The sequence below is a fragment of the Streptomyces boetiae genome (assembly GCF_031845405.1).
Classification (GTDB): Bacteria; Actinomycetota; Actinomycetes; order Streptomycetales; family Streptomycetaceae; genus Streptomyces; species Streptomyces boetiae.
The window spans coordinates 172,435-196,778 of record NZ_JAVREN010000004.1 but is presented as its reverse complement, the minus strand read 5'-3'; the positions used below and the strand labels follow the sequence as shown (position 1 = coordinate 196,778).

At 75.6% G+C, this 24,344-nt stretch carries 19 protein-coding genes; 14 read left to right on the top strand and 5 right to left on the bottom strand.

Features of this window, described 5'->3' with window-relative positions; translation table 11 throughout:
* Window positions 1-61: 61 nt before the first annotated feature.
* The 3 genes from RM780_RS04595 (at window position 62) to RM780_RS04585 (ending at window position 3,689) form a co-directional block, all read left to right on the top strand.
* Window positions 62-1,666 (top strand): alpha-amylase family glycosyl hydrolase, encoded by a 1,605-nt coding sequence (locus tag RM780_RS04595; RefSeq protein WP_311629159.1) that lies wholly within the window; start codon window positions 62-64, stop codon window positions 1,664-1,666.
* 87 nt (window positions 1,667-1,753) lie between these two features.
* The gene (locus tag RM780_RS04590) at window positions 1,754-2,788 is read left to right on the top strand and encodes a DUF5685 family protein (protein ID WP_311629158.1); all 1,035 of its coding nucleotides are present in this window, start codon (window positions 1,754-1,756) and stop codon (window positions 2,786-2,788) included.
* A 490-nt stretch (window positions 2,789-3,278) separates the two neighbouring features.
* On the top strand, window positions 3,279-3,689 hold the full coding sequence (locus tag RM780_RS04585; RefSeq protein WP_311629157.1) for a hypothetical protein: 411 nt from the start codon (window positions 3,279-3,281) through the stop codon (window positions 3,687-3,689).
* Between the two features lie 38 nt (window positions 3,690-3,727).
* Here RM780_RS04585 and RM780_RS04580 read toward each other — a convergent pair whose 3' ends face one another.
* The gene (locus RM780_RS04580; protein WP_311629156.1) at window positions 3,728-4,399 is read right to left on the bottom strand and encodes a TetR/AcrR family transcriptional regulator; all 672 of its coding nucleotides are present in this window, start codon (window positions 4,397-4,399) and stop codon (window positions 3,728-3,730) included.
* A gap of 136 nt (window positions 4,400-4,535) precedes the next feature.
* Between RM780_RS04580 and RM780_RS04575 the strand changes: the two genes are divergently transcribed.
* Window positions 4,536-5,309 (top strand): SDR family oxidoreductase, encoded by a 774-nt coding sequence (locus RM780_RS04575; RefSeq protein WP_311629155.1) that lies wholly within the window; start codon window positions 4,536-4,538, stop codon window positions 5,307-5,309.
* Window positions 5,310-5,373: 64 nt separating this feature from the next.
* Window positions 5,374-7,152: an acyl-CoA dehydrogenase gene (locus RM780_RS04570; RefSeq protein ID WP_311629154.1), complete on the top strand. Its 1,779-nt coding sequence runs from the start codon at window positions 5,374-5,376 to the stop codon at window positions 7,150-7,152.
* Between the two features lie 222 nt (window positions 7,153-7,374).
* Here the strand turns inward: RM780_RS04570 and RM780_RS04565 are convergent, their stop codons facing one another.
* On the bottom strand, window positions 7,375-8,361 hold the full coding sequence (locus tag RM780_RS04565) for a threonine ammonia-lyase (protein ID WP_311629153.1): 987 nt from the start codon (window positions 8,359-8,361) through the stop codon (window positions 7,375-7,377).
* Window positions 8,362-8,466: 105 nt separating this feature from the next.
* Here RM780_RS04565 and RM780_RS04560 point away from each other — a divergent pair, with 105 nt between their 5' ends.
* A complete protein-coding gene (locus tag RM780_RS04560; RefSeq protein ID WP_311629152.1) occupies window positions 8,467-9,369 on the top strand; it encodes a LysR family transcriptional regulator in 903 nt (300 codons plus the stop codon).
* A gap of 87 nt (window positions 9,370-9,456) precedes the next feature.
* Here RM780_RS04560 and RM780_RS04555 read toward each other — a convergent pair whose 3' ends face one another.
* Together RM780_RS04555 and RM780_RS04550 are read right to left on the bottom strand one after the other, a co-directional pair.
* Complete coding sequence (locus RM780_RS04555; protein ID WP_311629151.1) at window positions 9,457-11,031, bottom strand: HtaA domain-containing protein; 1,575 nt, start codon at window positions 11,029-11,031, stop codon at window positions 9,457-9,459.
* Window positions 11,028-12,554 carry an HtaA domain-containing protein gene (locus RM780_RS04550; protein ID WP_311629150.1) on the bottom strand — a complete coding sequence of 509 codons (1,527 nt, stop codon included), beginning with the start codon at window positions 12,552-12,554 and terminating at the stop codon, window positions 11,028-11,030. The genes RM780_RS04555 and RM780_RS04550 overlap by 4 nt, the downstream gene beginning before the upstream one ends.
* A gap of 99 nt (window positions 12,555-12,653) precedes the next feature.
* Here RM780_RS04550 and RM780_RS04545 point away from each other — a divergent pair, with 99 nt between their 5' ends.
* The 4 genes from RM780_RS04545 to RM780_RS04530 all read left to right on the top strand — a co-directional run bounded on the left by RM780_RS04545 (window position 12,654) and on the right by RM780_RS04530 (window position 17,467).
* A complete protein-coding gene (locus RM780_RS04545; protein WP_311629149.1) occupies window positions 12,654-13,718 on the top strand; it encodes a heme/hemin ABC transporter substrate-binding protein in 1,065 nt (354 codons plus the stop codon).
* Window positions 13,715-14,827, top strand: a complete 1,113-nt coding sequence (locus tag RM780_RS04540) for a FecCD family ABC transporter permease (RefSeq protein WP_311629148.1) — start codon at window positions 13,715-13,717, stop codon at window positions 14,825-14,827. The genes RM780_RS04545 and RM780_RS04540 overlap by 4 nt, the downstream gene beginning before the upstream one ends.
* Window positions 14,824-15,666, top strand: a complete 843-nt coding sequence (locus tag RM780_RS04535; RefSeq protein WP_394812880.1) for a heme ABC transporter ATP-binding protein — start codon at window positions 14,824-14,826, stop codon at window positions 15,664-15,666. The genes RM780_RS04540 and RM780_RS04535 overlap by 4 nt, the downstream gene beginning before the upstream one ends.
* A gap of 334 nt (window positions 15,667-16,000) precedes the next feature.
* Window positions 16,001-17,467 carry a sugar transferase gene (locus RM780_RS04530; protein ID WP_311629147.1) on the top strand — a complete coding sequence of 489 codons (1,467 nt, stop codon included), beginning with the start codon at window positions 16,001-16,003 and terminating at the stop codon, window positions 17,465-17,467.
* Between the two features lie 87 nt (window positions 17,468-17,554).
* Here the strand turns inward: RM780_RS04530 and RM780_RS04525 are convergent, their stop codons facing one another.
* Window positions 17,555-18,517, bottom strand: coding sequence for a GDP-L-fucose synthase family protein (locus RM780_RS04525; RefSeq protein ID WP_311629146.1), 963 nt, complete (start codon window positions 18,515-18,517; stop codon window positions 17,555-17,557).
* A gap of 181 nt (window positions 18,518-18,698) precedes the next feature.
* Between RM780_RS04525 and gmd the strand changes: the two genes are divergently transcribed.
* The 4 genes from gmd (at window position 18,699) to RM780_RS04505 (ending at window position 24,322) form a co-directional block, all read left to right on the top strand.
* Window positions 18,699-19,724 carry a GDP-mannose 4,6-dehydratase gene (gene gmd, locus RM780_RS04520; RefSeq protein WP_311629145.1) on the top strand — a complete coding sequence of 342 codons (1,026 nt, stop codon included), beginning with the start codon at window positions 18,699-18,701 and terminating at the stop codon, window positions 19,722-19,724.
* Between the two features lie 280 nt (window positions 19,725-20,004).
* On the top strand, window positions 20,005-23,031 hold the full coding sequence (locus RM780_RS04515; protein WP_311629144.1) for a LamG-like jellyroll fold domain-containing protein: 3,027 nt from the start codon (window positions 20,005-20,007) through the stop codon (window positions 23,029-23,031).
* Window positions 23,031-23,483: a hypothetical protein gene (locus RM780_RS04510; protein ID WP_311629143.1), complete on the top strand. Its 453-nt coding sequence runs from the start codon at window positions 23,031-23,033 to the stop codon at window positions 23,481-23,483. The genes RM780_RS04515 and RM780_RS04510 overlap by 1 nt, the downstream gene beginning before the upstream one ends.
* The gene (locus tag RM780_RS04505) at window positions 23,480-24,322 is read left to right on the top strand and encodes a glycosyltransferase family 2 protein (RefSeq protein ID WP_311629142.1); all 843 of its coding nucleotides are present in this window, start codon (window positions 23,480-23,482) and stop codon (window positions 24,320-24,322) included. Before RM780_RS04510 ends, RM780_RS04505 begins: the two co-directional genes overlap by 4 nt.
* Window positions 24,323-24,344: the final 22 nt, after the last annotated feature.

Sequence of the window (24,344 nt, the reverse complement as noted above, 5' to 3'; positions counted from 1 at the left end):
CACCGGGGTTCCCGGCTCCCCGGCCGACCGGCTCCCCCGACCAGAAAGGCGGTTCCGACGCATGTCCTCCTTCCGCCCCGTCCCCGCGTGGCTGGCCGACGCGGTGCTCTACCAGATCTACCCGCAGAGCTTCGCCGACTCGAACGGCGACGGCATCGGCGACTTCGCCGGCATCACGGCGCACCTGGACCACCTCGCCTGGCTGGGCGTGAACACCGTCTGGCTCAACCCCTGCTTCGCCTCGCCCTTCCGGGACGCGGGCTACGACGTCTCCGACTACCTGTCGGTCGCCCCCCGCTACGGCACCGCCGACGACCTGGCCGCGCTGGTGGAGGCAGCCCGCGGCCACGGCATCCGCGTGATGCTCGACCTGGTCGCCGGGCACACCTCGGACGCCCACCCGTGGTTCGCCGCGGCGGCGAACGACCCCGGCGACGGGCGTTATATCTGGGCCGACCCGGACGGGGGGCTGCCGCCGGGCTTCGTGCCCTCCCCCGGCACGCGGCCCGGCGGGTACCTGCCGAACTTCTTCGACTCCCAGCCGGCGCTCAACTTCGGCTACGCCCGCCCCCACCCGGAGGAGCCGTGGCGCCAGCCGGTGGACGCCGAGGGCCCGCGCGCCAACCGGGCCGCGCTGCGCGAGGTGATGGACTACTGGCTGCGCCTGGGCCTGGCGGGCTTCCGCGTGGACATGGCCCACTCGCTGGTGAAGGACGACCCTGACCTGCGCGAGACCAGCACCCTGTGGGCCGAGCTGCGCGCCTGGCTGGACTCCACCCACCCGGAGGCCGCGCTCTTCGCCGAGTGGGGCGACCCGGCCGTCTCGGTGCCGGCGGGCTTCCACTCCGACTTCTTCCTGCAGTTCGGCGGCCCCTCGGACGGGCTGCCGCTGCGCTCGCTGTGGAACAACGGCCACGGCACGGTCGCCGACCACTGGACGCAGCGCCACTGCTACTTCGAGGCGGACGGCGGCGGCGAGGCCGGCACCTTCGTCACCGCCTGGGAGTCGGTGGCCGGGGTCCTCGGCGGCCGGGGGCACATCACGCTGCCCACGGCCAACCACGACTTCTCCCGGCTGTGCTGCGGGCCGCGCACCGCCGAGCAGCTACCCGCCGCGTTCGCCTTCCAGCTCACCTGGCCGACGCTGCCCGCGATCTACTACGGCGACGAGATCGGGATGCGCTTCCTGCCGGGCCTGCCCGACCACGAGGGCAGCTCCCTGGGCCGCACCTACAACCGCGCCGGGTCGCGCACCCCGATGCAGTGGGACGACGGGCCCAACGCCGGGTTCTCCACCGCGCCCGCCGAGCTGCTCTACCTGCCCGTGGACCCGGAGCCGGGGCGGCCCACGGTCGCGGCCCAACGCGCCGACCCGGGCTCGCTGCTGCACCTGGTGCGGCGGCTGATCGCGCTGCGCAAGGCCACCCCGGAGCTGGGCAGCCGGGGCGCCACCGAGGTCCTGCACACCGGCTACCCGCTGGTGTACGTCCGCGGCGACCGCTACCTCGTGGTGGTCAACCCCCGGCGCGAGCCCGCCGCGTTCACCCTGCCCCGGCCCGAACTGGCCGCCGGGGCACGGCCGGTGGAGGCGGACGGCGTGACCCTGATCGGGCAGGAGGTGACCGCCCCCGGCTTCGCCTGGGGCATCTTCGCGCTCGGCCGCTGAAACCTCCCCGCCGCTGAACCGCAGAGCCCCGTCGGGCGTCCACCGGACAGGGACGTCCGGGGGGACGTCGGGGAGGGGCGACGCGCGATGTTCGGGATCATCCGTCCGTGCGGGCACCGGCTGCCGGGGGCGCTGCGGGAGCAGTGGCGGGCGCACCTGTGCGGGCTGTGCCTGGCGCTGCGGGACACCAGGGGGCAGGCGGCCAGGGCCGCGACGAACTACGACGGGCTGCTGATCTCCGTCCTGCACGAGGCGCAGGCAGCGCCGGGCCCCGGGGCGCGGCGCACGGCCGGCCCGTGCCCGCTGCGGGGGATGCGCACCGCGCCGGTGGCCCGGGGCGAGGGCCCGCGGCTGGCCGCCGTGGTGTCGCTGGTGCTGGCCTCGGCCAAGCTCCGGGACCACGCCCAGGACGGGGACGGGGCGCTGGCCAGGCGTCCGGCCGCGGGGGCGGCCCGCCTGCTCGCCCGGGACTGGGCCGCGGCCGGCGCCCGCCACGGGGCCGGTGTCGGCTTCGACACCGCGGTGCTCACCGCGGCGGCCGGGCGGCAGGCGGGCGTCGAGGCCCTGGCCGGGCCCGGCACGCCGCTGACGGACGTGACCGAGCCGACGGAGACGGCCACGGCCGCCGCCTTCGCCCAGACCGCCCACCTGGCAGGCCGCCCGGCCAACGCCCGGCCCCTGGCCGAGGCGGGGCGGCTGTTCGGGCGGGTGGCGCACCTGCTGGACGCGGTGGAGGACCGGGAGGCGGACGCGGCGGCAGGGGCGTGGAACGCCATCGCGGCGACGGGCACCCCGCTAGCCGAGGTGTGGCGGCTGTGCGAGGAGGCGGTGGGGGGCGTGGAACGCGCCCTGGCAAAGGCCCGGTTCGCCGACCGGCGGCTGGTGGACGCCCTGCTGGGGACGGAGCTGCGCCACGCCGTGACGCGCGCCTTCGCCGGGGAGAACGCCGAGCGCGTGGACCTCACCAAGCCGGGCGACGAGGCGAACAGTAAGAACAAAGAGAGGAAAAGGAAGAAGAAGCGGAGCAATAAGGAGAGAAAGGAGAAGAAAAAGCGCGACTGGTGCGACTGCGGCGACTGCGGCTGTGAGTGCGACTGCTGCTGCTGCGACTGCAGTTGTTGAACACCGCACGACTGACCGATTCGGCGCTGGCGCCGGGGCGATCGGATGGCGACCATGATGCGGGGGCGGAGCCACGGAGCTTCCCCGGGCCGGGATGGCCCGGAGGGCCGGAAAGGGGAGGGGTATGGGGTGGATTTCGGGAGTGAGGACCGAGCAATGAGCCGGCGCATGCGCCCGGCGCGCCGGGCGCGGGCCGCGCGGGGGGCGAAGACCGGCCGATTATCGGCCGCGCGGGCGCGGCCCGGCGCGGCGCGCGGGAAACGAAGGGCGTACGCCCCCGGCATGAGGGGCGCGAACCCGGGGCACCCGCGTCGTTGCGGGCCGTTGCCGCCCGCCGCCGTGCGGCCGTTCCGGCCACCTCGCGGGGGCACGGGGAAGCCGGCCGTGCCGCGGCCCAGACCCCACGCGCCGGGCCGCCGTTGCGCGCCCGCGGCCGGCGCGCAGCGCTCCGGCTCCGGCTCCGTCCAGTCCGCTCGTCCGGGAGGCAGGAATGTTCGGGAGGTTGTCGCGTCCGCAGCGGGAGGGAATGCGCCCCGCCGCGGGTGCCGTCTGTTCGCTGGCGGTGCGCTGCGCCGAGGCCGAGCACGGGCTGCGGGCGGCGTGCATCGGAGACGTGGCCGAGCACGGTCGGTACATCGAGGACGGCGACGTGCTGTGGATCGAGCACGCCACGGGCGCGGAGGGCTGTGACCTGCTGCTGCTGGGGAACGTCCCGGGCGACGGCGCCCCGCCCCCCGAGGTGGTGGTGTGGACCTCGCCGGAGGCCGGGGCCGTTCCCGCCTCGCATGAGGACGGGGGCGGCTGCGCGGCGGCAGCGGCGCGCGGCGGCCTGCTCTACGTCCGCGCCTGCGGCCCCGGCTCGGCCACGGCCACGGGCTGCGAGGAGCCGGCCGTTCCCTAGCCTGCCGCCCCGGCGCCGGACGTTCCCGCGTCGGCCGCTCAGGAGCCGGCCGTTCCGTAGATGGCCGTCAGCCACACGTGCAGCGTGACCTCGACGACGTCGGTCCCCCTGGGGACGAGGCCGTCGTCGGCGAAGGAGGAGTAGAAGACCCGCTCGTTCATGGAGTTGAGGGCCGCCGCCAGCTCGTGGGCCGGCGGCCCGGGCGGGGCGGCCCCCCGCTCGCGCTCGGCCTCGATGGCCCGCGCGGTGTGCGCGATCCAGCCGCCCAGGACGGAGGCCCACAGCCCCCGCACCTCGGCGCCGCCCGCGCTCGCCCCGGCCTCCACCACGGCCAGCACCACCGCGCGGTGCGCGCGGAAGATGTCGTAGAAGGCGGCCAGCGCCCCCCGCCAGCGGGCCGGCGGGTCCTCGGCCAGCCCGAGCAGCGCCTCCCCGGCGGCCCGGCCCGCCTCCTCCGCGACCCGGTCGAGCAGGGCGAGCAGCACCGCCTCCTTGGAGGCGAAGTAGAAGTAGAACGTCGGGCGCGAGATCCCGGCCCCGCGCGCCAGCTCGTCGATGGAGATGGTGTGGAACTGCCTGCCCTCCAGCAGCCGTTCGGCCGTCGCCAGGATGGCCAGCTGCCGGTCGTCGCCGGACGGCCGGGGCGCGCGCCTGCCCCGCGGGGTCCGGGGTGCGGCGCGCTCGGCGCCGGGCGGCTGGTGGAGGGGCATGGGCGTCACCCTACCTCCGGGGGACCCCCCGTTGTCGACAGCGTGTCGATGTTCTCGACGCAGTGTTGACGGCGCGCTCGGGGACTCGGTAGCCTCCGAGGGCCCCGGACACTCCCAGCCCCTCACAGGAGCCCCCGTGACGCCCTCCCTCTTCTCGGTAGCCGGCAAGACCGCCCTGGTCACCGGCGGTTCGCGCGGCATCGGCCTGATGATCGCGCGGGGCCTGGTGGAGGCGGGCGCGAAGGTCTACCTCTCCTCCCGCAAGGCCGCCGCCTGCGAGGAGGCCGCCGCCGAGCTGTCCAAGCTGGGCGAGGCCGTCTCCCTGCCGGCCGACCTCTCCCGCGACGAGGAGGTCGACCGCCTGGCCTCCGAGATCGCCGAGCGCGAGGACGGCCTGCACATCCTGGTGAACAACGCCGGGGCCACCTGGGGCGCGCCGCTGGAGGAGTTCCCGGTCAGCGGCTGGGACAAGGTGATGACGCTCAACCTGCGCAGCCCCTTCCTGCTCACCCGCGCCCTCCTCCCCCGGCTGCGCGCGGCGGGCAGCGCGGAGGACCCGGCCCGCGTGATCAACGTCGGCTCCATCGACGGCCTGCACGTCCCCGGCCTGCCCACCTACTCGTACTCGGCCAGCAAGGCGGCCCTGCACCACCTCACCCGGGTGCTCGCCAAGGACCTGGGCCCCCAGGCCATCACGGTCAACGCCATCGCCCCCGGCCCGTTCGAGTCCAAGATGATGGCCGCCACGCTGGAGGCGTTCGGCGAGGAGATCGCCGCCGCCGCGCCGCTGGGCCGCATCGGCCGCCCCGACGACATGGCCGGGATCGCTGTCTACCTCTCCAGCCGCGCGGGCGCCTACGTCACCGGCGCGGTGATCCCCGTCGACGGCGGCCTGGCCACCACGGTCTGAGCCGGCGCGGGCAAGGCCGGACGGACAGGCGCGGACGGATGAGACCGGGAAGGAGGCGCGCGCGATGACGGAATCCCTGCTGCTGTCCCGGCGGGACCTGGACTTCCTGCTCTACGAGTGGCTGGACGCCGAGGCGCTGACCAAGCGACCGCGCTACGCCGAGCACGGGCGCGAGACGTTCGACGCCATGCTCGACCTGAGCGCGGAGATGGCCGCCCGGCACTTCGCCCCGCACAACAAGAAGAACGACGCGCAGGAGCCGCGCTTCGACGGCGAGCGGGTGCACATCATCCCCGAAGTGGGCGAGGCCCTGCGGGTGTTCGCCGGCTCGGGCCTGCTGGGCGCCACCATGGACGAGGAGGTCGGCGGCCTCCGGCTCCCCTCCCTGGTGGCCGGCGCGTGCATGGCGTGGTTCCAGGCCGCCAACGTCGGCACCTGCGCCTACCCCTTCCTGACGACGGGGAACGCCAACCTCCTGCTGGCGCACGGCAGCCGGGAGCAGATCGACACCTGGGTGCGCCCGATGGTGGCCGGGCGGTTCTTCGGCACGATGTGCCTGTCCGAGCCGCAGGCCGGCTCCTCCCTGGCGGACGTGCGCACTCGCGCCGAGCCCCGGCCGGACGGCCGTTACCGCCTCTTCGGCAGCAAGATGTGGATCTCCGGCGGCGACCACGAGCTGGCGGAGAACATCGTCCACCTCGTGCTGGCCCGCATCCCCGGCGGCCCGCCCGGCGTCAAGGGCCTCTCGCTGTTCATCGTGCCCAAGTACCTGCTGAACGAGGACGGTTCGCCCGGCGCGCGCAACGACGTCTCGCTGGCCGGCCTCAACCACAAGATGGGCTACCGCGGCACGACGAACGCCCTGCTCAACTTCGGCGAGCGCGAGGGCGCCTGGGGCGAGCTGGTGGGCGAGCCGCACCGGGGCCTGGCGTACATGTTCCACATGATGAACGAGGCCCGCACCGGCGTGGGCCTGGGCGCCACGGCGCTGGGGTACACGGGCTACCTGCACGCCCTCGACTACGCCCGGGGCCGGCCGCAGGGCCGCCCGCTCACCGACCGGGACCCCGCCTCCCCGCAGGTCCCGATCGTCGAGCACGCCGACGTACGGCGGATGCTGCTGGCCCAGAAGGCGTACGTCGAGGGCGCGTTGGGCCTGTGCCTGTACGCGGCGCGGCTGCTGGACGAGGAGCGCACGGCCCCGGCCGAGGAGGAGCGGGCCCGCGCCCGGCTGCTCCTGGACGTGCTGACCCCGGTGGTCAAGAGCTGGCCCTCGCAGTGGTGCCTGGCGGCCAACGACCTGGCCATCCAGGTACACGGCGGCTACGGCTACACCCGCGAGTACGACGTCGAGCAGTTCTACCGCGACAACCGGCTCAACCCCATCCACGAGGGCACGCACGGCATCCACGGCCTGGACCTGCTGGGCCGCAAGGCCGTGATGAACGGCGGCGCGGGCCTGAGGCTGCTGCTGGAGACGATCGCGGCCACGGCCCGGCGCGCCGACGCGGCGGGCGGGGAGGCGGCGGAGTTCGGCGCCTCGCTGACGGCCGCGGCCCAGCGGCTGGGCGCGGTCACGGCCCACCTGTGGGCGGGCGGCTCACCGGAGGAGGCCCTGGCCAACGCCTCGGTCTACCTGGAGGCGGCGGGCCACGTGGTGCTGGCGTGGATCTGGCTGGAGCAGCTCCTGGCCGCACAGGGCGGCACCAGCGCCTTCCACGCCGGGAAGCGGCAGGCGGCCCGGTACTTCTTCCGGGTCGAACTGCCCCGCACCGGGCCGCAGTTCGACCTGCTCATGGCACGGGACCTGACCGCCGCGCAGATGGATCCCGACTGGTTCTGACGTCCGGGCCGACGGCGGCCGGCTGTCCACGGGCCGGTGGCGGCCGGCCGCCTTCCGCCCGGACGTCAGACGCGGTCCTCCCGGACCGCACCCCCCACAGCGGGACCCCGGGCCGGTAGCGCCCGCCCGGGGTTCCGTGGCGCGAACGCCCGCCGCGGGCGTTCGCGGTCAACGCCCGTGGCGAGGGCCGTCGCGCTCCCGCGGCCTGGCGGGGTGCCCGCCTCAGGAGTGGCCCACCACCGCGCGGATCTCTGCCTCGCCCGCGTTGCCCCCGGTGCACATCACCGCGACCCGGCGGCCCGCGAAACGCCCGGGCCGGGACAGCAGCCCCGCCAGCGCCGCGGCCCCCGCGCCCTCGCACAGCGTGTGCGCCTCGCGCATCATCAGCCACTGGGCCCGGGCGATCTCCTCGTCGCTCACCAGCAGGAACTCCGCCAGCCGCCGCCGGATGAGGGACTGCGGCAGGGCGAAGGAACAGCCCGTGGCCAGGCCCTCGGCGCGGGTGCGGATGGGCCGGGAGACCGGGGCCCCGCCCGCCTCCCAGGAGTCGTGTGCGGCCGGGGCCCCGGCCGCCTGCACGGCGACCACCTCGCAGTCCGGCGCGACGGCCGCGGCCACCAGGCAGGCCGCGGCGGCCCCGCTGCCCCCGCCGACGGGGACGATCACCGCGTCCAGGCCCGGCTGCTGCTCGAACAGCTCCAGGTAGGCCGTCGCCACCCCCGCGATCAGGGCCGGCTCGTCGCCCGCGCTGACCAGCCTCATCCCGCGCACCGCCGCGATCCGCTCCGCCTCGGCCGCCGCCTCCGCCAGGTCGGCCCCGGCCTCCACCAGCTCCGCTCCCAGGGCCCGGACGGCCGCCGCCTTCACCGGGTTGGGCGCCGCGGGCATCACGATGACGCAGGGAGCGCCGAACCGGGCGGCGGCGTAGGCCAGGGACTGGGCGTGGTTGCCCGTGGAGTACCCGACGATCCCGCGGGCGCGGGCGGCCTCGTCCATCCCGGCCAGCAGGTTCAGCCCGCCCCGCACCTTGAACGCGCCCGTCGGCTGGGCGTTCTCGTGCTTGACGAACACGGTGGTACCGCCGCCGACCGCGGCGTTCAGCGTCGGATAGGACCACACCGGCGTGGCCGGCAGGTGCCCGGCCAGCAGGCGGCGGGCCCGGAGGGCGTCGGTGATGGTGGGCGCGGCGAGAGCGAGAGCGGTGGCCATGCCAGCACGGTCGCACGACCGCGTCCCATCGATCCAATGCCTGTTTTCTCTGCATCCATCGACGCCGCCTATGAATGCCCCCGGACCTGCGGCTAGGCTCGGGGCGTGGCGCTGGATCTGACGCGGTTGCGGGTGCTGGTGGCGGTGGCCCGGGAGGGGTCGGTGACCGCCGCCGCCGAGGCGTTGCACTATGCGCAGCCCTCCGTGAGCCATCACCTGGCGCGCCTGGAGGCCGAGGCCGGCGTGGTGCTCGTGCGGCGGGCCGGGCGCGGGGTCGTTCTCACCGACGCGGGGCGGCTGCTGGTGGCGCGGGCCGAGGAGATCCTGGGGCAGGTGGAGGCGGCCCGCGCGGAGCTGGCCGAGCACGCGGGCCTGCGCACCGGCCGGGTGCGGCTGGCGGCCTTCCCCTCGGCGCTGGCCACGCTCGTTCCCCCGGCGGCGGCCCGGCTGGCAGCGGGGCACCCGGGCGTGGAGCTGGCGCTGACCGAGGCCGAGCCGCCCGAGGCCCTGACGGCGCTGCGCAACGCCGAGGTGGACGCCGCGCTGATCTTCGACCACGACGACCCGGTGCCCGGCGACCGGCGCAACACCACGGTCACGCCCGTCCTCCAGGAGCCGATGTTCGTGGTGACGCCCGGGAACGGCGCCGGGCAGGGGCCGCCCACCGCGCTGGAGACCTACGCGGGCGAGAACTGGATCGCCGGCTGCGAGCGGTGCCGCACCCACCTGACGGCGCTGTGCGAGCGGGCCGGATTCGCGCCGCGGATCACCTTCGAGACGGACGACTACGTCGCGGTGCAGGCGCTGGTGGCCGCGGGCCTGGGCGTCGGGCTGCTGCCGGGCCTGGCGCTGCGGGCGCACCGGCACCCCGGGGTGCGGGCGGTGCGGCTGCCGGAGGACCGGCGGCGGGTCTCGCTCGCGGTGTACGGCCGCCCTCCGGCCGCGCTGCCGGTGCAGGCGTTCGCGGCCTCGCTGGCGGCGACGGCCGAGGACGGCCCCTGGCTCTGACCCGGCGGCGCGGCGGGCGCGTTGCCCCGCGGCGGGTCGTGCGCTGACGCGCGGGGCGGGGCGGTCGGTTCCCGCCCCGCGCGTCCGTCACCGCCCGTGCCGGGCGCGGAGGCGCCGGGCGGCGACGAGGGAGGCCGCCCCGGCCAGGGCGAGGGCCGCCGTGGTGGCGGTCGCGGCGGGCCCGGGGAGGGAGGAGCCCGTGGTGGCCAGGGCGCCGCCCCGGGCGCCGGTCCCGCCCGCGTCCGGGGCGGGCCCGCCCGGGCCGCCGGCCTGGGGGGCGGGGCCGCCGGGCGCGGGCAGGGCGGCGTCCTCGTCCACCGTGACGGCGACGGTGACCGGGTCCAGGGCCTCGCCCTCCTGGTAGAAGCCGCCGAATGCCTCGGCGCCCTCGGCGGTCAGCGTGGCGGGCACGGCGGACAGCTCGATGACGTCGTTCTCGGGGGCCAGCGCGCCCGCCGGGACGTCCAGCCCGGCGACGGCCAGGTCCTCGTACGCGGTGACCTCGCCGGTCTCGCGGTCCCGGGAGGAGACATCGGCCAGCAGCGCGGCGCCGGAGCCGTCGATCTCGACGGCGAGGTCGGTGAACGCCAGGTCCAGCGCGCCGTCGTGGCCGGTGAAGCGGACGCCGCCCTCGAACGCGGCCTCCAGGGACGGGACTTCGGCCTCCCAGGCGCCGGAGCCGCCGGGAAAGAGGTAGCCGCCCCCGGCCTCGGCCGCGCCGTCGCTCAGCTCCACGCGGCCGGCGGCGACGGGGCCGGTGACGTAGGCGCGGAAGGACGCCTTGACGCCCCAGACCAGCGTCCCGTCGTGCACGGCGCCGCCCGGCTCCTCGGCACCGGAGTCCTCGCCACCGGGCTCCTCGCCGCCCGGCTCCTCGCCGCCCGGGTTCTCCCCGCCCGGGTTCTCCCCGCCCGGGTTCTCCCCGCCCGGCTCCTCACCACCGGGGTTCTCCCCGCCGGGCTCCTCACCGCCCGGGTCTTCCCCTCCGGGCTCCCCGCGGCCCGCCTCCGGGGTCACGGTGAGCGTCGCCGGGTCCAGCTCGGTGCCGACCGGGTACATCGGGTTGCCGCTGAACTCGAAGGCCTCCGCCCCGCCCTCGGTCAGCGCCGCCGGGATGCCCGCGAAGACCAGGGCGCCGCCCTCGCCGCGCCCCGGCGCCACGCCGGTGAGGTCGAGGGAGGCGAACGCCACGTCCTCCGTGGTCTCGCCCGCGACCGTGACGTCGGCGACGAGGCTGCCCGAGGTGCCCTCGGTGATCACCTCAAGGCCGGAGAGCCGCAGGTCGAGCGCGCCGTGGTGCCCCTCGAAGCGGACGCTGCCCCCGAAGGCCGCCCGCACCGCGTGGGTGGCGGTGTCGTAGGTGCCGGTGCCCCCGGTGAACCGGTAGGTGCCGTCCTCGTTCGTCTCCGCACCGTCCGCCGCGGTGGCGCTGCCGCCCGCGATGGGCCCGGTGACGTAGCGGCGGAAGGACTCCTTGACGCCCCAGTCCAGGGTGCCCTCGCCCAGCGCGACGGCGGGCGTGCCCGGGGCGGCGGGCGCGGCGGCCACGGCCGGGGCGGTCGCCCCGGCGGCAAGCACGGTGGCGGTGGCCGCGGCGAGCAGCAGGCCGCGGCGGCGGGTGAGGGTCGTTCTCGGGGCGCGGGCGGCGCGGGTGGCGGTCATGTCCGGTCGTTCTCCTCAGCAGCAGGGGTGGTGGTGGTACGGCGCGCGCGCCGCAGGATCAGGAACGTGGCGGCGGCCAGGGCGAGCAGGCCCGTGCCCCCGGCGAGCCAGACGGCGGGGCCGGGCCCGGAGGAGCCGTCCGCGGCGGGGGCGGCGTCCTCGCGCTGCCCCGACTCGCCTGCGCGCTCTGCCTCTTCGCCCGCCGCGGGCGTTGCGGCGCCGTCCGGGTCGCTGCCCAGGTCGGGCAGCGGCGGGAGGTCCGCCCCGGAGGTGGTCAGGGCGAGGGTGAGGGGGTCCATGGCGGTGCCGGGTGGGTAGAGGCCGGCCAGGGCCTCGGCGCCCTCCTCGGTCAGCTCGGTGGGCACCTCCTGAAGCAGGATCAGGCCGTCCTCGGGCTCCAGGTCGCCCGCGGCGGCCGGGAAGGTGACCAGCGGCCGGTCCTCCAGCGCCTCGCCGTCCGCGGTGACGTCGGCCGCGAGCGTTCCGGTGCCCTCGGCCACGGTGACGGTCAGGCCGCCGAGCGCGAGGTCGAGGCCGTTGCCCGTGAAGTGGACGCGGCCCTCGAACGCGGCCCGCGCGGTGCCGGCTTCGAGGTCGGCGGTGCCCTCCCCGGCGGGGAAACGGAAGAGGGCACCGCCGTCCCGCGCGCCGCCCGACAGCTCCCAGGCGCCCTCGGCCACAGGGCCGGTGACGTACTCCCGGAAGGTGCGGCGCACGCCCCAGTCCACGGCGCCGCCGGCGAGCGCCGGCTCGCCCGCGTCCGTGGCGTCCTCGCCCCCGGCCTCCGAACCGCCGTCCCCGCCCTCGTCCTCGTCCTCGTCCGGATCAGCGGTGGCGCCCGGCGGGAGCGCGGGGTCCTCGGAGTCGGCGGTGAGGGAGACCGGGTCGAGGGGATCGCCCGCCCGGTAGTACCCGGCGAAGGCGCGGGCGCCCTCGGCGGTCAGGGTGGCGGGGATGCCGGTGACGGCGATCCGGGTGCCGCCGCGCAGGTCCACGCCGCTGAAGTCCAGGTCGGCCAGCGGCACTTGGGCGGCCTCGGTGACCCGGCCCGAGGAACGGTCGCGGCTGCGCACGTCGGCGTGGAGGGTGCCGGTGGCGCCGTCGACGCGGACGGTGGGGTCGGAGACGGTGAGGTCGAGCTGGTACGTCCCGTCCTCCTCCCGGTGCCCGGTGAAGCGGACGCCGCCGGTGTAACCGGCCGTCAGCGCCCCGGAGCCGGGGTCGTAGGAGCCGCGGGCGGTGTGGAAGCGGAACTGGCTCTCCCCGACCGTGGCCGCTCCCCCGCTCACGCTCCAACTGCCGCCCGCGATGGGCCCGGTGACGTAGGTCTGGAACGAGGAGCGGATGCCCCAGTCCAGCCGGCCGCCGGCCAGGGTGCGTTCGGCCGCGTGGGCGGTGCCGGACAGGGCGGGCAGCAGGCAGAGCGCGAGGAGCGAGGCCAGGAGCAACGCCAGGGGCGGCGCCGGGAGGAACGCCCGGCGCGGGGCGCGGCGCGGCGTTCCGGGCGGCCTTGCGGGCAGCATCGGGGGTCCCCTCCTGACGCTCGGGATCGGGCGAGTAAGGTTAGGCTAACCTAAATTCTCGGCGGCCCGTGGGGTCCCACACGAAAGGCGGGAAGCGGCGTGCGGACACGGCAGCACCCCAGGCCCCGGACCGGAACGCGCGCCCCCGCGCCGGTCGTTGCCCTCTCCCTCGTCTCCCTGCTGGCGCTCCTGCTGACGGCCTGCGGCGGGGGCGGCACCGGCGGCGCGAGCGGCTCCGGCGGAGGGACGGGCGGCGGGGCGGGGAACGCCCAGCAGCGGGAGGACCGGGTCGAGCCGCTGGCCGGACCCGCGCCCCAACCCGGCCTGCCGGTGACGGTGCACTCGGCCGACGGCGCCGAGGTGCGGATCGCCGCGGCGGACCGCATCGTTCCCCTCTCCGGCTCGCTCTCCGAGATCGTCTTCACCCTGGGCCTGGGCGAGCGCGTCGTGGCCCGGGACGTGAGCGCCACCTTCGAACAGGCCGCGGACCTGCCCCTGGTGACGCGCGGCCACGACGTCTCCGCCGAGGGCGTGCTGTCGCTGCGGCCCGACGTGGTGCTGGCCGAGTCCACCACCGGCCCGGCCGAGGCCGTGGACCAGATCCGCGCCGCGGGCGTTCCGCTGGTCGTCTTCGACCCCGCGCTCGCGCTGGAGGACGTGGAGGGCCGGATCGCGGCCGTGGCTGGGGCGTTGGGCGTGCCAGCCGCGGGCGAGGAGCTGAACGCCCGCACCGCGGAGCGGATCGCGGCCGTGCGGGCGGGGCTGCCGGAGGCCGGGGACCGGCCGCGGGTGGCGTTCCTCTACCTGCGCGGCACGGCCTCGGTCTACCTGATGGGCGGGCCCGAGTCGGGGGCGACCTCGCTGATCGAGGCGGCCGGCGGGGTGGACGCGGGCGTGGAGTCGGGTCTTGAGGGCGACTTCACGCCGCTGACCAGCGAGGCCCTGGTGGCCGCCGCGCCCGACGTGATCCTGGTGATGCGCAGGGGGCTCGACTCGGTGGGCGGCGTCGACGGCCTGCTGGAGATCCCCGGGATCGCACAGACCCCGGCCGGGGCCGAGCGGCGGGTGGCGAGCATCGAGGACGGAATGCTGCTGACCTACGGCCCGCGCACCGACCTCGTCCTGGCCTCGCTCGCGCGGCAGATCCACGGGGGCGCGGCGTGAGCGCGCCGCCCGCCGCGGAGCCCTCGGCCGGGGCCGACCTCGGGACGGCCGACGCGCCCGCCGCCCCGCCCGCGCCCCGCCGCCGGGCGCGGGCCGCCGCGCTGACCGCCGCGCTCGCCGCCGCCCTGGTCGCGCTGGTGCTGCTCTCCGCCGCGACCGGCGCCTACCGCCTCCCGGCCGGCGACGTCCTGGGCTCGCTGCTGCACCGGCTGGGCCTGGGCGGCCGGCCGCTGGACCGGGTCGGCGAGAGCGTGCTGTGGGACGTCCGGCTGCCGCGGATCGCCCTGGCCGCGCTGGTCGGGGCCTCGCTCGGGTGCGCCGGGGCGCTGATGCAGGGCGTGTTCGGCAACCCGCTGGCCGAGCCCGGGGTGATCGGCATCTCGGCGGGCGCGGCGGCCGGGGCGGTGGGGGCCATCGCGCTGGGCGCCTCCTTCCTCGGCTCCTGGACCGTCACCGCCTTCGCCTTCTGCGCGGGGCTGGGGACCGCCCTGCTGGTCTACGCCCTCTCCCGCTCGGGCGGGCGGACCGAGGTGGTGACGCTGATCCTGACCGGCATCGCGGTGAACGCCTTCGCGGGCGCGCTCATCGGCCTGTTCGTCTTCGTCGCGGACAACGCCCAGATCACGCAGATCACCTTCTGGCAGCTCGGCTCGCTCTCCCAGGCGACCTGGGCGCGGGTCCTGGCCGTTCTGCCCTGCGCGGCGGCCGGGCTGCTGCTGGCCCCGCTGTGGGCGCGGCGCCTGGACCTGCTGGCGCTGGGCGAACGGCCCGCCCGCCACCTGGGCGTGGACGTGGAGCGGCTGCGGCTGGTCCTGATCGTGCTGGTCGCGCTGCTGACGGCGGCGGCCGTGGCGGTGGCCGGGGTCATCACGTTCGTGGGGCTGCTGGTGCCGCACGTGCTGCGGATGGCGGCGGGGCCGGGGCACCGCTTCCTGGTGCCGGGCAGCGCGCTGGCGGGCGCGCTGGTGCTGGTGGCCGCCGACCTGGCGGCGCGCACCCTGGCGCAGCCCGCCGAGCTGCCGCTGGGGGTGCTGACCGCGCTGCTGGGCAGCCCGTTCTTCTTCTGGCTGCTGCGCCGCACCCGCGCCCGCCAGGGCGGCTGGGCGTGAGGCGGCGGGGGCGCGGGCGGGCGCCCGCGGAGGCGGCGTGGCCCGCGCCCGGCGCGGTGGTCGCGGCGGCCCGCGCGCTGACCGTGCGCCGGGGCGGGCGCGCGGTGCTGGACGGGGTGGACCTGGAGGTGGCCGCCGGGGAGGTGCTGGCCCTGGCCGGGCCCAACGGCGCGGGCAAGTCCACCCTGCTCGCCGCCCTGGCCGGGGACCTGGCGCCCGAGGCGGGCGAGGTCACCCTGGCCGGCCGCCCCGCGCACGCCCACGGCGCGCGGGAATTGGCCAGGCGCCGGGCCGTGCTTCCACAAGACCCCACCATCTCCTTCCCGTTCACCTCCGCCGAGGTGGTGCGCATGGGCCGGGCCCCGTGGGCGGGAACGGCCGCCGCGGCGGCGGACGACGCGGCCGTTGCGGAAGCAATGGTCCAGACCGGGACAACGGCCCTCGCCGGCCGCCCCTTCCCCGCCCTCTCCGGCGGCGAACGCGCCCGCGTGGCCCTGGCCCGGGTCCTGGCCCAGCGCGCCGGGACGCTGCTGCTGGACGAGCCCACGGCCGCGCTGGACCTGCGCCACCAGGAGGCGGTGCTGCGCGTGTGCCGGGAGCGCGCCGCGGCGGGGGCCGCCGTGGTCGTCGTGCTGCACGACCTGGGCCTGGCCGCCGCGCACGCCGACCGGGTGGCCGTGCTGCACCGGGGCCGGCTCGCCGCCGCGGGCCCGCCGGAGGCGGTGCTGACCGGCGAGTTGCTCAGTGAGATCTATGACCACCCCGTGGAGGTCCTCCCCCATCCCCTCACCGGCACGCGGCTGGTGCTGCCCCTGCGCGGGAACGGATCAAGCCGTTGAACCGGGCGCTTCCGGAAAGTTACATCAAACGGCAGCCAAACATCTCTTGGATGCCCTAACCTTTTCCCGCAACGAGGCGCGCACTCACGGGGAGATGAAGGCGCGCCTTCTTTGTCGCCTATCGTCTTCACAACGTCCCCGCGTCGCCGCCATCTCGTGTATAGGGGGGTTCATGCATCGTTCACAGGCCGCGCGGGGGGCCCGGCCGACCCGCCGGGCCCCTCGCGCCGGCGGAGCCCCGCGCGCGGCGGCCTCCGCCGGGTTCCGCTCCCCGGCTCCCGCCGCTCGCCCGGCCCGTCCCGCCGGCGCCGCCCGCCGGTACCGCACGATCGCCGTGACCGCCGACGCGCTCGGCGTCCTCCTCCCCGTCCTGACCGTCTATGCCCTGGATTTCCAGCCGCGCCCGGCCGCCGCCGCCGGCGTGGCCACCGCCGCCTGGCTGGCCGTGCGGGCCGGCCACCGCCGGTACGCCGCCGGACGGCTCGGCGAGTCCCGCGGGCTGCTGGCCGCCGCCCACGACTGGCTGCTCCTGCTGGGCCTGCTCGCCGGCCTGCGCGCGGTCACCGGCGAGGGCTCCTCCGTCTCGGCCGCGCTGCTGGCCCTCACCCCGGCCCTGCTGATCACCGCCGCCACCAGCACCGGCATCCACGCCCACCTCACCCGCCGCAGGCACCTGGCGCACGCCCTGCGCCGGGTCCTGGTCGTCGGCGAGGCCGGCCCCGTGGACCTCGCGGTCACCCAGCTCGCCGCCCGGACCGACCACCCCTACCTGGTGATAGGCGCCGTGCTGGCCGGGCACGAGGCCCCCACCTGCGGCGTCCCCGAGCTGGGGCGGCTGGCCGCCGACGCGGCCCCGGCCCTCTCCGGGACCGCCGCCGCCACGGCCGTTCCCCCCTCGGCGCCCTCCGGCCCCGCCGAGGCGGGCGAGGACGCCGGGCCCGGCTACCTGATCCCCGAGGGCACCGACGGCCCCGCCGTCCTGGCCGCCGCCCACCGCCACGACGCCGACCTGGTCCTGGTGCTGCCTGGCGCGCGCCTCACCGGCGACCGGCTGCGCCGGCTCAACTGGGCCGTGCAGGACGCCGGATACGACCTGGCCCTCGCCTCCGGCCTGACCGAGGTCGGCCCGCACCGCCTCTCGGTCTCCACCGCCGCGGGCCTGAACCTCCTGCACGTCGACCCGCCGCTGCGCCACGGCCTCCAGCCCGCGCTCAAGGCCGCCCTCGACCGCGCCGCCGCCGCGCTGGCGCTCCTGTTGCTGGCCGTACCCCTGCTCGTGCTGGCCGCCGCGATCCGCCTGGACTCGGCCGGCCCCGTCCTCTTCCGGCAGACCCGCGTCGGACACCTCGGACGGCCGTTCACGCTCTGGAAGTTCCGCACGATGGTCCCCGACGCAGAGCTGCGCCGCCCCGAGCTGGAGGCGGCCAACGACCACACCTCCGGGCCGCTGTTCAAGATGCGGCGCGACCCGCGCGTCACCCGCCTGGGCCGGGTCCTGCGCCGCACCTCGCTGGACGAGCTGCCGCAGCTGTGGAACGTCCTGTGCGGGCAGATGGCCCTCGTCGGACCGCGCCCGCCGCTTCCCGAGGAGGTCGCCGCCTACGGCGCCGTCGAGCTGCGCCGGCTCGGCGTCAAGCCCGGCATGACCGGACTGTGGCAGGTCAGCGGGCGGTCCGACCTGTCGTGGGACGAGGGCCTGGCCCTGGACCTGTCCTACGCCGACAACTGGTCGCTGACCACCGACCTCGACGTGCTCACCCGCACCCTGCGCGCCGTGGCCGACGGCCGTGGGGCGTACTAGGAGGGGGCCCGGGCCCCGCGTGTAGCGGGCCCCGGACCCCCGGGAGCAGATGGACCAGCAGGACGCGGACGGGCGGGACCCGGCCGCCTAGGAGCCCACGGAACGATCAGAGCCTTGAGAATGACCCAGCCACCACGCATACGTCTCGCGGATGCCGCGCGCCAGCGGGACCGAGGGCTCGAAGCCCAGCTTGCGCAGCCGAGTGATGTCGAGCTGCTTGCGCGGCGTGCCGTCCGGCTTGGCCGGGTCCCAGGCGACGCGGCCGGTGTAGCCGACCGCCTCCGCGATGGTGGCGGCCAGCCTCGCGATGGTCAGGTCCTCGCCGCAGCCGACGTTCAGCGCGATCTCGTCGTCGTACTCGCGCAGCATCAGCACGCAGGCCGCCGCCAGGTCCGCGCTGTGCAGGAACTCCCGGCGCGGCGTGCCGGTGCCCCACAGCGTCACCTCCTCGCGGCCGGCGGCCTTCGCGTCGTGGAAGCGCCGGATGAGGGCGGGCAGCACGTGGGAGGTCTCGGGATCGAAGTTGTCCCCGGGCCCGTAGAGATTTGTCGGCATCGCCGCGATGTACGCGCGGCCGAACTGCCGGCGGTAGGAGCGCACCTGGGAGATCCCCGCGATCTTCGCCAGGGCGTACGGCTCGTTGGTCGGCTCCAGCGGCCCGGTCAGCAGCGCCTCCTCCGGGATGGGCTGCGGGGCGAGCTTGGGATAGATGCACGACGAGCCGAGGAAGAGAAGCCGGTTCACGTCGGCCGCGTGAGCGCCGGCCAGGACACTGAGCTGAATGCGGAGATTGTCTTCGAGGAACGGCACCGGGAACCGCTGGTTCGCCATGATCCCCCCCACCGTGGCGGCTGCCAGCACCACGGCGTCCGGCCGGGCGTCGCGCAGGAATGCCCGGGTCCGTTCCGCGTCCCGAAGATCCAGCTCGTCCCGGGTCCTGGTCAGCACCTCGTGACCGGCCTCCGTCAGCGCGCGAGCGATGGCGGATCCGGCGAGACCGCGGTGGCCCGCGACAAAGACGCGGGCTCCGGGCTCCAGCAGTGTCGTCATGGCACCGGATTGTGCCAGGCGGCCCGCAGGTGTCACCGCCCGTTCACCGCGGACGGCGCCCCCGGCGCCGGCACGGGCCCTCCGGTCCCACGCCGCTGAGCCCAGGGCCGGCCACCACCGGCCGCACACACCACGCCCACCGCCATTCTGTGGCATATATCACGAAGTTGGGGGATCGCCGATGAGCACCACCGCGGGCAAGACCGCGCTGATCTCTGGCGTGACCGGTCAGGACGGTTCCTACCTGGCCGAGCTGTTGATCGAGAAGGGGTACACGGTGCACGGCCTCGTGCGCCGCTCGTCCACCTTCAACACCGAGCGCATCGACCACATGTACCAGGACCCCCAGGAGCCCCACCGCGCCCTGGTCCTGCACCACGCCGACCTCTCCGACGGCGTGGCCCTGGTCAACCTGCTGCGCGAGGTGCGGCCCGACGAGGTCTACAACCTCGGGGCCCAGTCCCACGTCCGCGTCTCCTTCGACGTGCCGCTGTACACGGCGGACGTGACGGGCCTGGGCACGCTCCGGCTGCTGGAGGCGATACGCGCCAGCGGCATCGACACCCGGATCTACCAGGCGTCCTCCTCGGAGATGTTCGGCGCGGCCCCGCCGCCGCAGAACGAGCGGACCCCCTTCCACCCGCGCAGCCCCTACGGCGTCGCGAAGGTCTTCAGCTACTGGTCCACGGTGAACTACCGCGAGGCGTACGACATGTTCGCGGTCAACGGCATCCTCTTCAACCACGAGTCCCCGCGCCGCGGCGAGACGTTCGTGACCCGCAAGATCACCCGGGCCGTGGCCCGGATCAGGGCCGGGCTCCAGGAGCACCTGTACCTGGGCAACCTGGACGCGGTCCGGGACTGGGGCTACGCGCCCGAGTACGTCGAGGCGATGTGGCTGATGCTCCAGCGCGACCGGCCGGACGACTACGTGGTGGCCACGGGCGTTCCGGCGACCGTGCGGGACTTCCTGGGCGCGGCGTTCGCGGCCGGCGGTCTTGACTGGACCGAGCACGTGCGCTTCGACGCGAAGTACGAGCGGCCCAGCGAGGTGGACGCGCTCGTGGGCGACCCGGCCAAGGCGCGCGAGCTGCTGGGCTGGGAGCCGGCGGTGCGCTGGCGGGAGCTGGCGGAGCTGATGGTGGAGGCCGACATCGCCGCCCTGGAGGCGGAGTTGAGCGGCGCGCGGGTGCGGATCGATCGGTGAGCGACGCGCCCCCGCGTGGGGGTCCCCCCGGGCAAAGCCCGGGGGAGGGAGGTACCCCCAGCGCGGCTGCCGGGCCGCACATACGCATGAGGCCCGCAGAGTGCCGCGCGGGCGGAGTTGGGAGTCCCCCCGGGCGGAGCCTGGGGGAGAGCAAGGAAACGCGGTGACCAACCGGTGATCGGAAGGAGCCGGGACCGAGACGGAATTGGTGCCTCCGCAGGCACAACCAGGGCCCGGTTCCGTTGGTCACTAACTGCGCTGAACGGTAAGGCTTGTGGAAATGGGTGAGTCGATGGAAGCGATGGACGACGGCGACCGGCCGGCGGACGTCAGAGACGAAGCGTCCGCTCCGGACGGGGACGCCGGCGCGGCGGGGACCGGCCACGCCGAGGGCGAGGACGCGGCCGGCGCCGCGGCCGATCCGGCGTCGGACCTGACGGGCGAGGACGAGGCGCGCGTCGCCGTCTCGCGGAAGGCTCGCCGCCGGGCGCGGCGCGCGCCGAAGGGCGACGCGACCCGCCCGGGGAAGGCGCGCCACCGGCTGCGCGGCCGGTGGGGCCGGGTCGTGGCGCTGGGGGCGGCGCTGGCCGTGGGGGCGGGAGTGCTCGCGAGCACGGACGGGCCGGGCGCCGACAGCGCCGAGGCCCTGACCCCGCCGCTGACCATGACCGCCGAGGACCTGCCGACCTGGCAGACCAACGGCATCGTCTGGGCCCTCGCCGAGTCCAACGGCGTGATCTACGCCGGCGGCACCTTCTCCACGATCCGCCCGCCGGGGGCCGCCTCCGGCACCCAGGAGCAGCCGGCCGACAACTTCGTGGCGCTGGACGCCGCGACGGGCGAGCCGGTGGCGGACTGCGACCTGGACTTCACCGTGGGCTCGGGCACCGCGACCATCCGCGCGCTGGCCGTCTCCCCCGACGGCCAGACCCTGTACGCGGGCGGCACCTTCGGCTCGGTCAACGGCCAGGGCGCCAGCAGCGTCGCGGCCTTCGACATTCCCTCCTGCACGCGCAAGCCGTTCCCCGTCGCGGCCAACGGCATCGTCCGCGCCATCGCGGCCACGAACGACCGGGTGTACCTGGGCGGGGACTTCACGCAGCTCAGCGGCGTCTCGCGTTCCTACTTCGGCGCGGTGAACGCCTCGGACGGCGCCGTCACCACCTGGCGGGCCGACGCGGACGAGGTCGGCAAGGCCATCGCCATCACCCCGGACGGGCAGAACGTCGTCCTGGGCGGCGACTTCTTCCGGATGAACGGCGCCAACTCCCACGCGCTGGCCGTGGTCCGCGCGAGCACGGGCGCCAACGTCCGCACCTACCCGACGGGCTTCATCCACGAGAACTCGACGGTGCAGTCCCTCGCCGTGGACGACACCAGCTTCTACACGGGCAACGAGGGCTCCGGCGGCGGCGTGTTCGACGGCCGCATCGCCCTGAACCTCTCGGACTTCAACGAGCGCTGGCGCGACACCTGCCTGGGCGCCACCCAGGCCGTGGCCGTCCACGAGGACGTGCTGTACTCGGGGCACCACGCCCACGACTGCTCCAGCATGGGCGAGTTCCCCAACCAGCCGCGCTACCACCTCTTCGGCCAGTCGGTGGGCGACGGCGCCAAGCTGGGCTGGTTCCCCAACACCAACGACGGCCTGGGCGAGTCGGTCGGCCCGCGCGTGATCGCGGTCGCCGAGGACGTGCCGGGCGAGGAGCGGGACTTCCTGTGGGTCGGCGGCGGCTTCACCACCGTCAACGGCCAGCCGCAGTGGGGTCTGACCCGCTTCGCCACCGGCCCCGACACGGGCAACCCCTCGACGCCGGAGACCTATGCCAGCAGCCTGGACGCCGGGCAGATCGACGTGACCTGGCGCCCCAGCCAGGACCTGGACGACAGCGAGCTGACCTACCGGGTCTACCGCGACGGCGGCGCGACGCCGGTGCACACCGTGTCGGCCTCCTCGATGCCGTGGAGCCGCCCGCAGCTCGTCTACGAGGACACGGATGTCACCGCCGGCGAGACGCACAGCTACCGCGTCACCGCCACCGACGCGGCCGGCAACACCAGCGCCCTGTCTGCGCCCGTGACGGCCACCGTGACCACCGGCGGCGAGCCCTACGCGGACGCGGTGCGCGCCGACAACCCGCTGCTGTACTGGCGTTACAACGAGACGGCCAACAACTTCGCCGCGGACGCCTCCGGCCACAACGCCAGCGGCGCGCACCGCGGCGGCCCGCAGCGCGGGGTCAGCCCCGGGGCGGTGCCGGGCCCGGACGCCCGCGGGATCGGATACGACGGGACCGACTCGTACACCTACAGCGAGCGCCGCTACTCGGGCCTGACCCGGTTCACGGCGGAGACGTGGTTCCAGACCACGACCAACCAGGGCGGCCGGCTCCTCGGGTTCGGCAACCGCATCCTGGAGGACAGCACCAACCGGGACAACAACATCTACATGCGCAACGACGGCCGCCTGGTCTTCGGGGTGTACAACTCCAGCAACACCCGCTGGACGATCACCAGCTCGCAGTCATACAACGACGGCGACTGGCACCACGTGGCGGCGTCCGTCGGCGCCAGTGGCATGCGCCTGTACGTCGACGGCCAGCAGGTGGCCAGCAACGTCCTGATCACCTCGGCCCGGAACACCACCGGCTGGTGGCGCAGCGGCGGCGACAGCCTCTTCGGCTGGTCCAGCCGGCCCTCCAGCGACTACTTCTCCGGACGGATGGACGAGACGGCCGTGTACAACGTCCAGCTCTCCGCGAGCCGGATCGCCGCCCACTACCAGGCCGCCTCGGCGCCCACCGACACGGTGACCGCGGTCGAGCCGACCGCGGACACCTACGTCAACGGCGCGTCCACCGGCTCCAACTACGGATCGCACGCGCAGCTGGCGGTCCGCGGCTCCTCCGCCTACGAGAGCTACCTGGCCTTTGACGTGCCCGCGGCGCCCTCCGGCCAGACCCTGCTGGCCGCCTCGCTCCAGTTGACGGTCACCGGGGACTCGTTCGCCGGGTCGGCGGACTCCTTCGACGTCCGGGAGATCACCGGGAGCTGGTCGGAGGACACCACCACCTACGCCACCCGCCCCACCCTCGACGACGGCGTCATCGGGACGCTGGCGGCGCCGGACAGTCCCGGCAGCGTCCAGACCGTCCCGCTGGACCTGGCCACGCTGGAGGGCGCGCTCGGCGGGTCGGTCGACCTGGCGCTGACCAGCGCGGGCACGGACAGCCTGTGGCTGTGGTCGGGCGAGGCGAACAACGCCGGGTACCGCCCGCAGCTCGTGCTCACCTTCGGGGCGCCGTGATGCGACGACGCCTCACCGCGTCCGGCCTGGCCCTCTCGGCGGTCCTCCTCCTCGCGCCCCTCGCCGCGTGCAGCGGCGGGGGCGGGGAGGAGGACCCCGAGGCGGGGTCCTCCCCGGCAGCCTCCTCCCCCGAGGAGGAGGCGGCCGGGGGGTCGCAGGACGACGGCATCCCGGAGGAGACCGTTCCCGAGGACGAGCTGACCCCGCCCGGGGGCGGCGAGTTCACCGAGGAGCAGCGGGAGTACCTGGCCGACCGCGTGCCCGAGGGCACCGACCCGGGCGCGATCCTGGAGCTGGGCAACGAGGCGTGCGACCGGGTGGGCTACCTTCAGCGGCACGACCCGGACGGCGTGGCGGAGGCCGTCGCGGACGGCGAGGTGCCGGGCGCGGCGGAGGCCATCCCGCACCTCTGCCCCGAGTTCGCGGACCTGCTCGGCGAGGGAGAGCAGTGACGGAGAGCAGCGAACGCCCCCGGCTGCCCATCGCGGTCGTGATCCCGACCAAGAACGAGGCGGCCAACATCACCGGCACGGTCCGGTCGGTCGTCGACCACTTCCAGGCGGTGGTGGTCGTGGACTCCGACAGCACGGACGACACCCGGAAGCTGGCCGCCGCGGAGGGCGCCGAGATTGTTCCCTACGTCTGGGACGGCAAGTACCCCAAGAAGAAGCAGTGGTGCCTGGACCACGTGCGCACCGAGATCCCGTGGGTGCTGTTCGTGGACGGGGACGAGATGCCCAGCCCCGAGCTGCTGGCCGAGCTGCGCAGGATCTTCCTGGACGGCCGGCCGGTGCGCCCGGCGGCCTTCGACATCCCGCTCGGGTACTGGTTCGCCGGCCGCCGCCTGCGGCACGGCTACACCATCGTCAAGCGGGCGCTGCTGGACCGCACCCGGGCCCGTTTCCCCGAGCCGGACGACCTGGACGCGCCGGGGATGGGCGAGCAGGAGGGCCACTACCAGCCGCTGGCCGACCCGGTCGTGCGGCTGAAGGCCCCCCTGGAGCACATGGATCTTGACCCGGTACGGACCTGGTTCGAGCGGCACAACCGGTACTCGGACTGGGAGGCGTGGCTGGAGAAGAACCCGGACGTCCGGGAGCAGATCCGTACGGCCAAGACGCGCCAGGGCCAGCTCTTCCACAAGGCCCCGTTCAAGCCGCTGCTGTCCTTCGCCTACGCCTACGTCTACCGCCGCGGCTTCCTGGACGGCCGCGCGGGCTTCGACTACGCGCTGGCGATGAGCTTCTACCGCTGGCAGATCGGCCTCAAGTCCCGCGAACCGGACCTCTGACCCCGGCCGTTGCCCGGGCGGG

Coding starts and splice junctions, on each gene's coding strand:
- RM780_RS04595 (WP_311629159.1), top strand. CDS start 62: ATGTCCTCCTTCCGCCCCGTCCCCGCGTGGCTGGCCGACGCGGTGCTC.
- RM780_RS04590 (WP_311629158.1), top strand. CDS start 1,754: ATGTTCGGGATCATCCGTCCGTGCGGGCACCGGCTGCCGGGGGCGCTG.
- RM780_RS04585 (WP_311629157.1), top strand. CDS start 3,279: ATGTTCGGGAGGTTGTCGCGTCCGCAGCGGGAGGGAATGCGCCCCGCC.
- RM780_RS04580 (WP_311629156.1), bottom strand. CDS start 4,399: ATGCCCCTCCACCAGCCGCCCGGCGCCGAGCGCGCCGCACCCCGGACC.
- RM780_RS04570 (WP_311629154.1), top strand. CDS start 5,374: ATGACGGAATCCCTGCTGCTGTCCCGGCGGGACCTGGACTTCCTGCTC.
- RM780_RS04565 (WP_311629153.1), bottom strand. CDS start 8,361: ATGGCCACCGCTCTCGCTCTCGCCGCGCCCACCATCACCGACGCCCTC.
- RM780_RS04555 (WP_311629151.1), bottom strand. CDS start 11,031: ATGACCGCCACCCGCGCCGCCCGCGCCCCGAGAACGACCCTCACCCGC.
- RM780_RS04550 (WP_311629150.1), bottom strand. CDS start 12,554: ATGCTGCCCGCAAGGCCGCCCGGAACGCCGCGCCGCGCCCCGCGCCGG.
- RM780_RS04525 (WP_311629146.1), bottom strand. CDS start 18,517: ATGACGACACTGCTGGAGCCCGGAGCCCGCGTCTTTGTCGCGGGCCAC.
- gmd (WP_311629145.1), top strand. CDS start 18,699: ATGAGCACCACCGCGGGCAAGACCGCGCTGATCTCTGGCGTGACCGGT.
- RM780_RS04515 (WP_311629144.1), top strand. CDS start 20,005: ATGGGTGAGTCGATGGAAGCGATGGACGACGGCGACCGGCCGGCGGAC.
- RM780_RS04510 (WP_311629143.1), top strand. CDS start 23,031: ATGCGACGACGCCTCACCGCGTCCGGCCTGGCCCTCTCGGCGGTCCTC.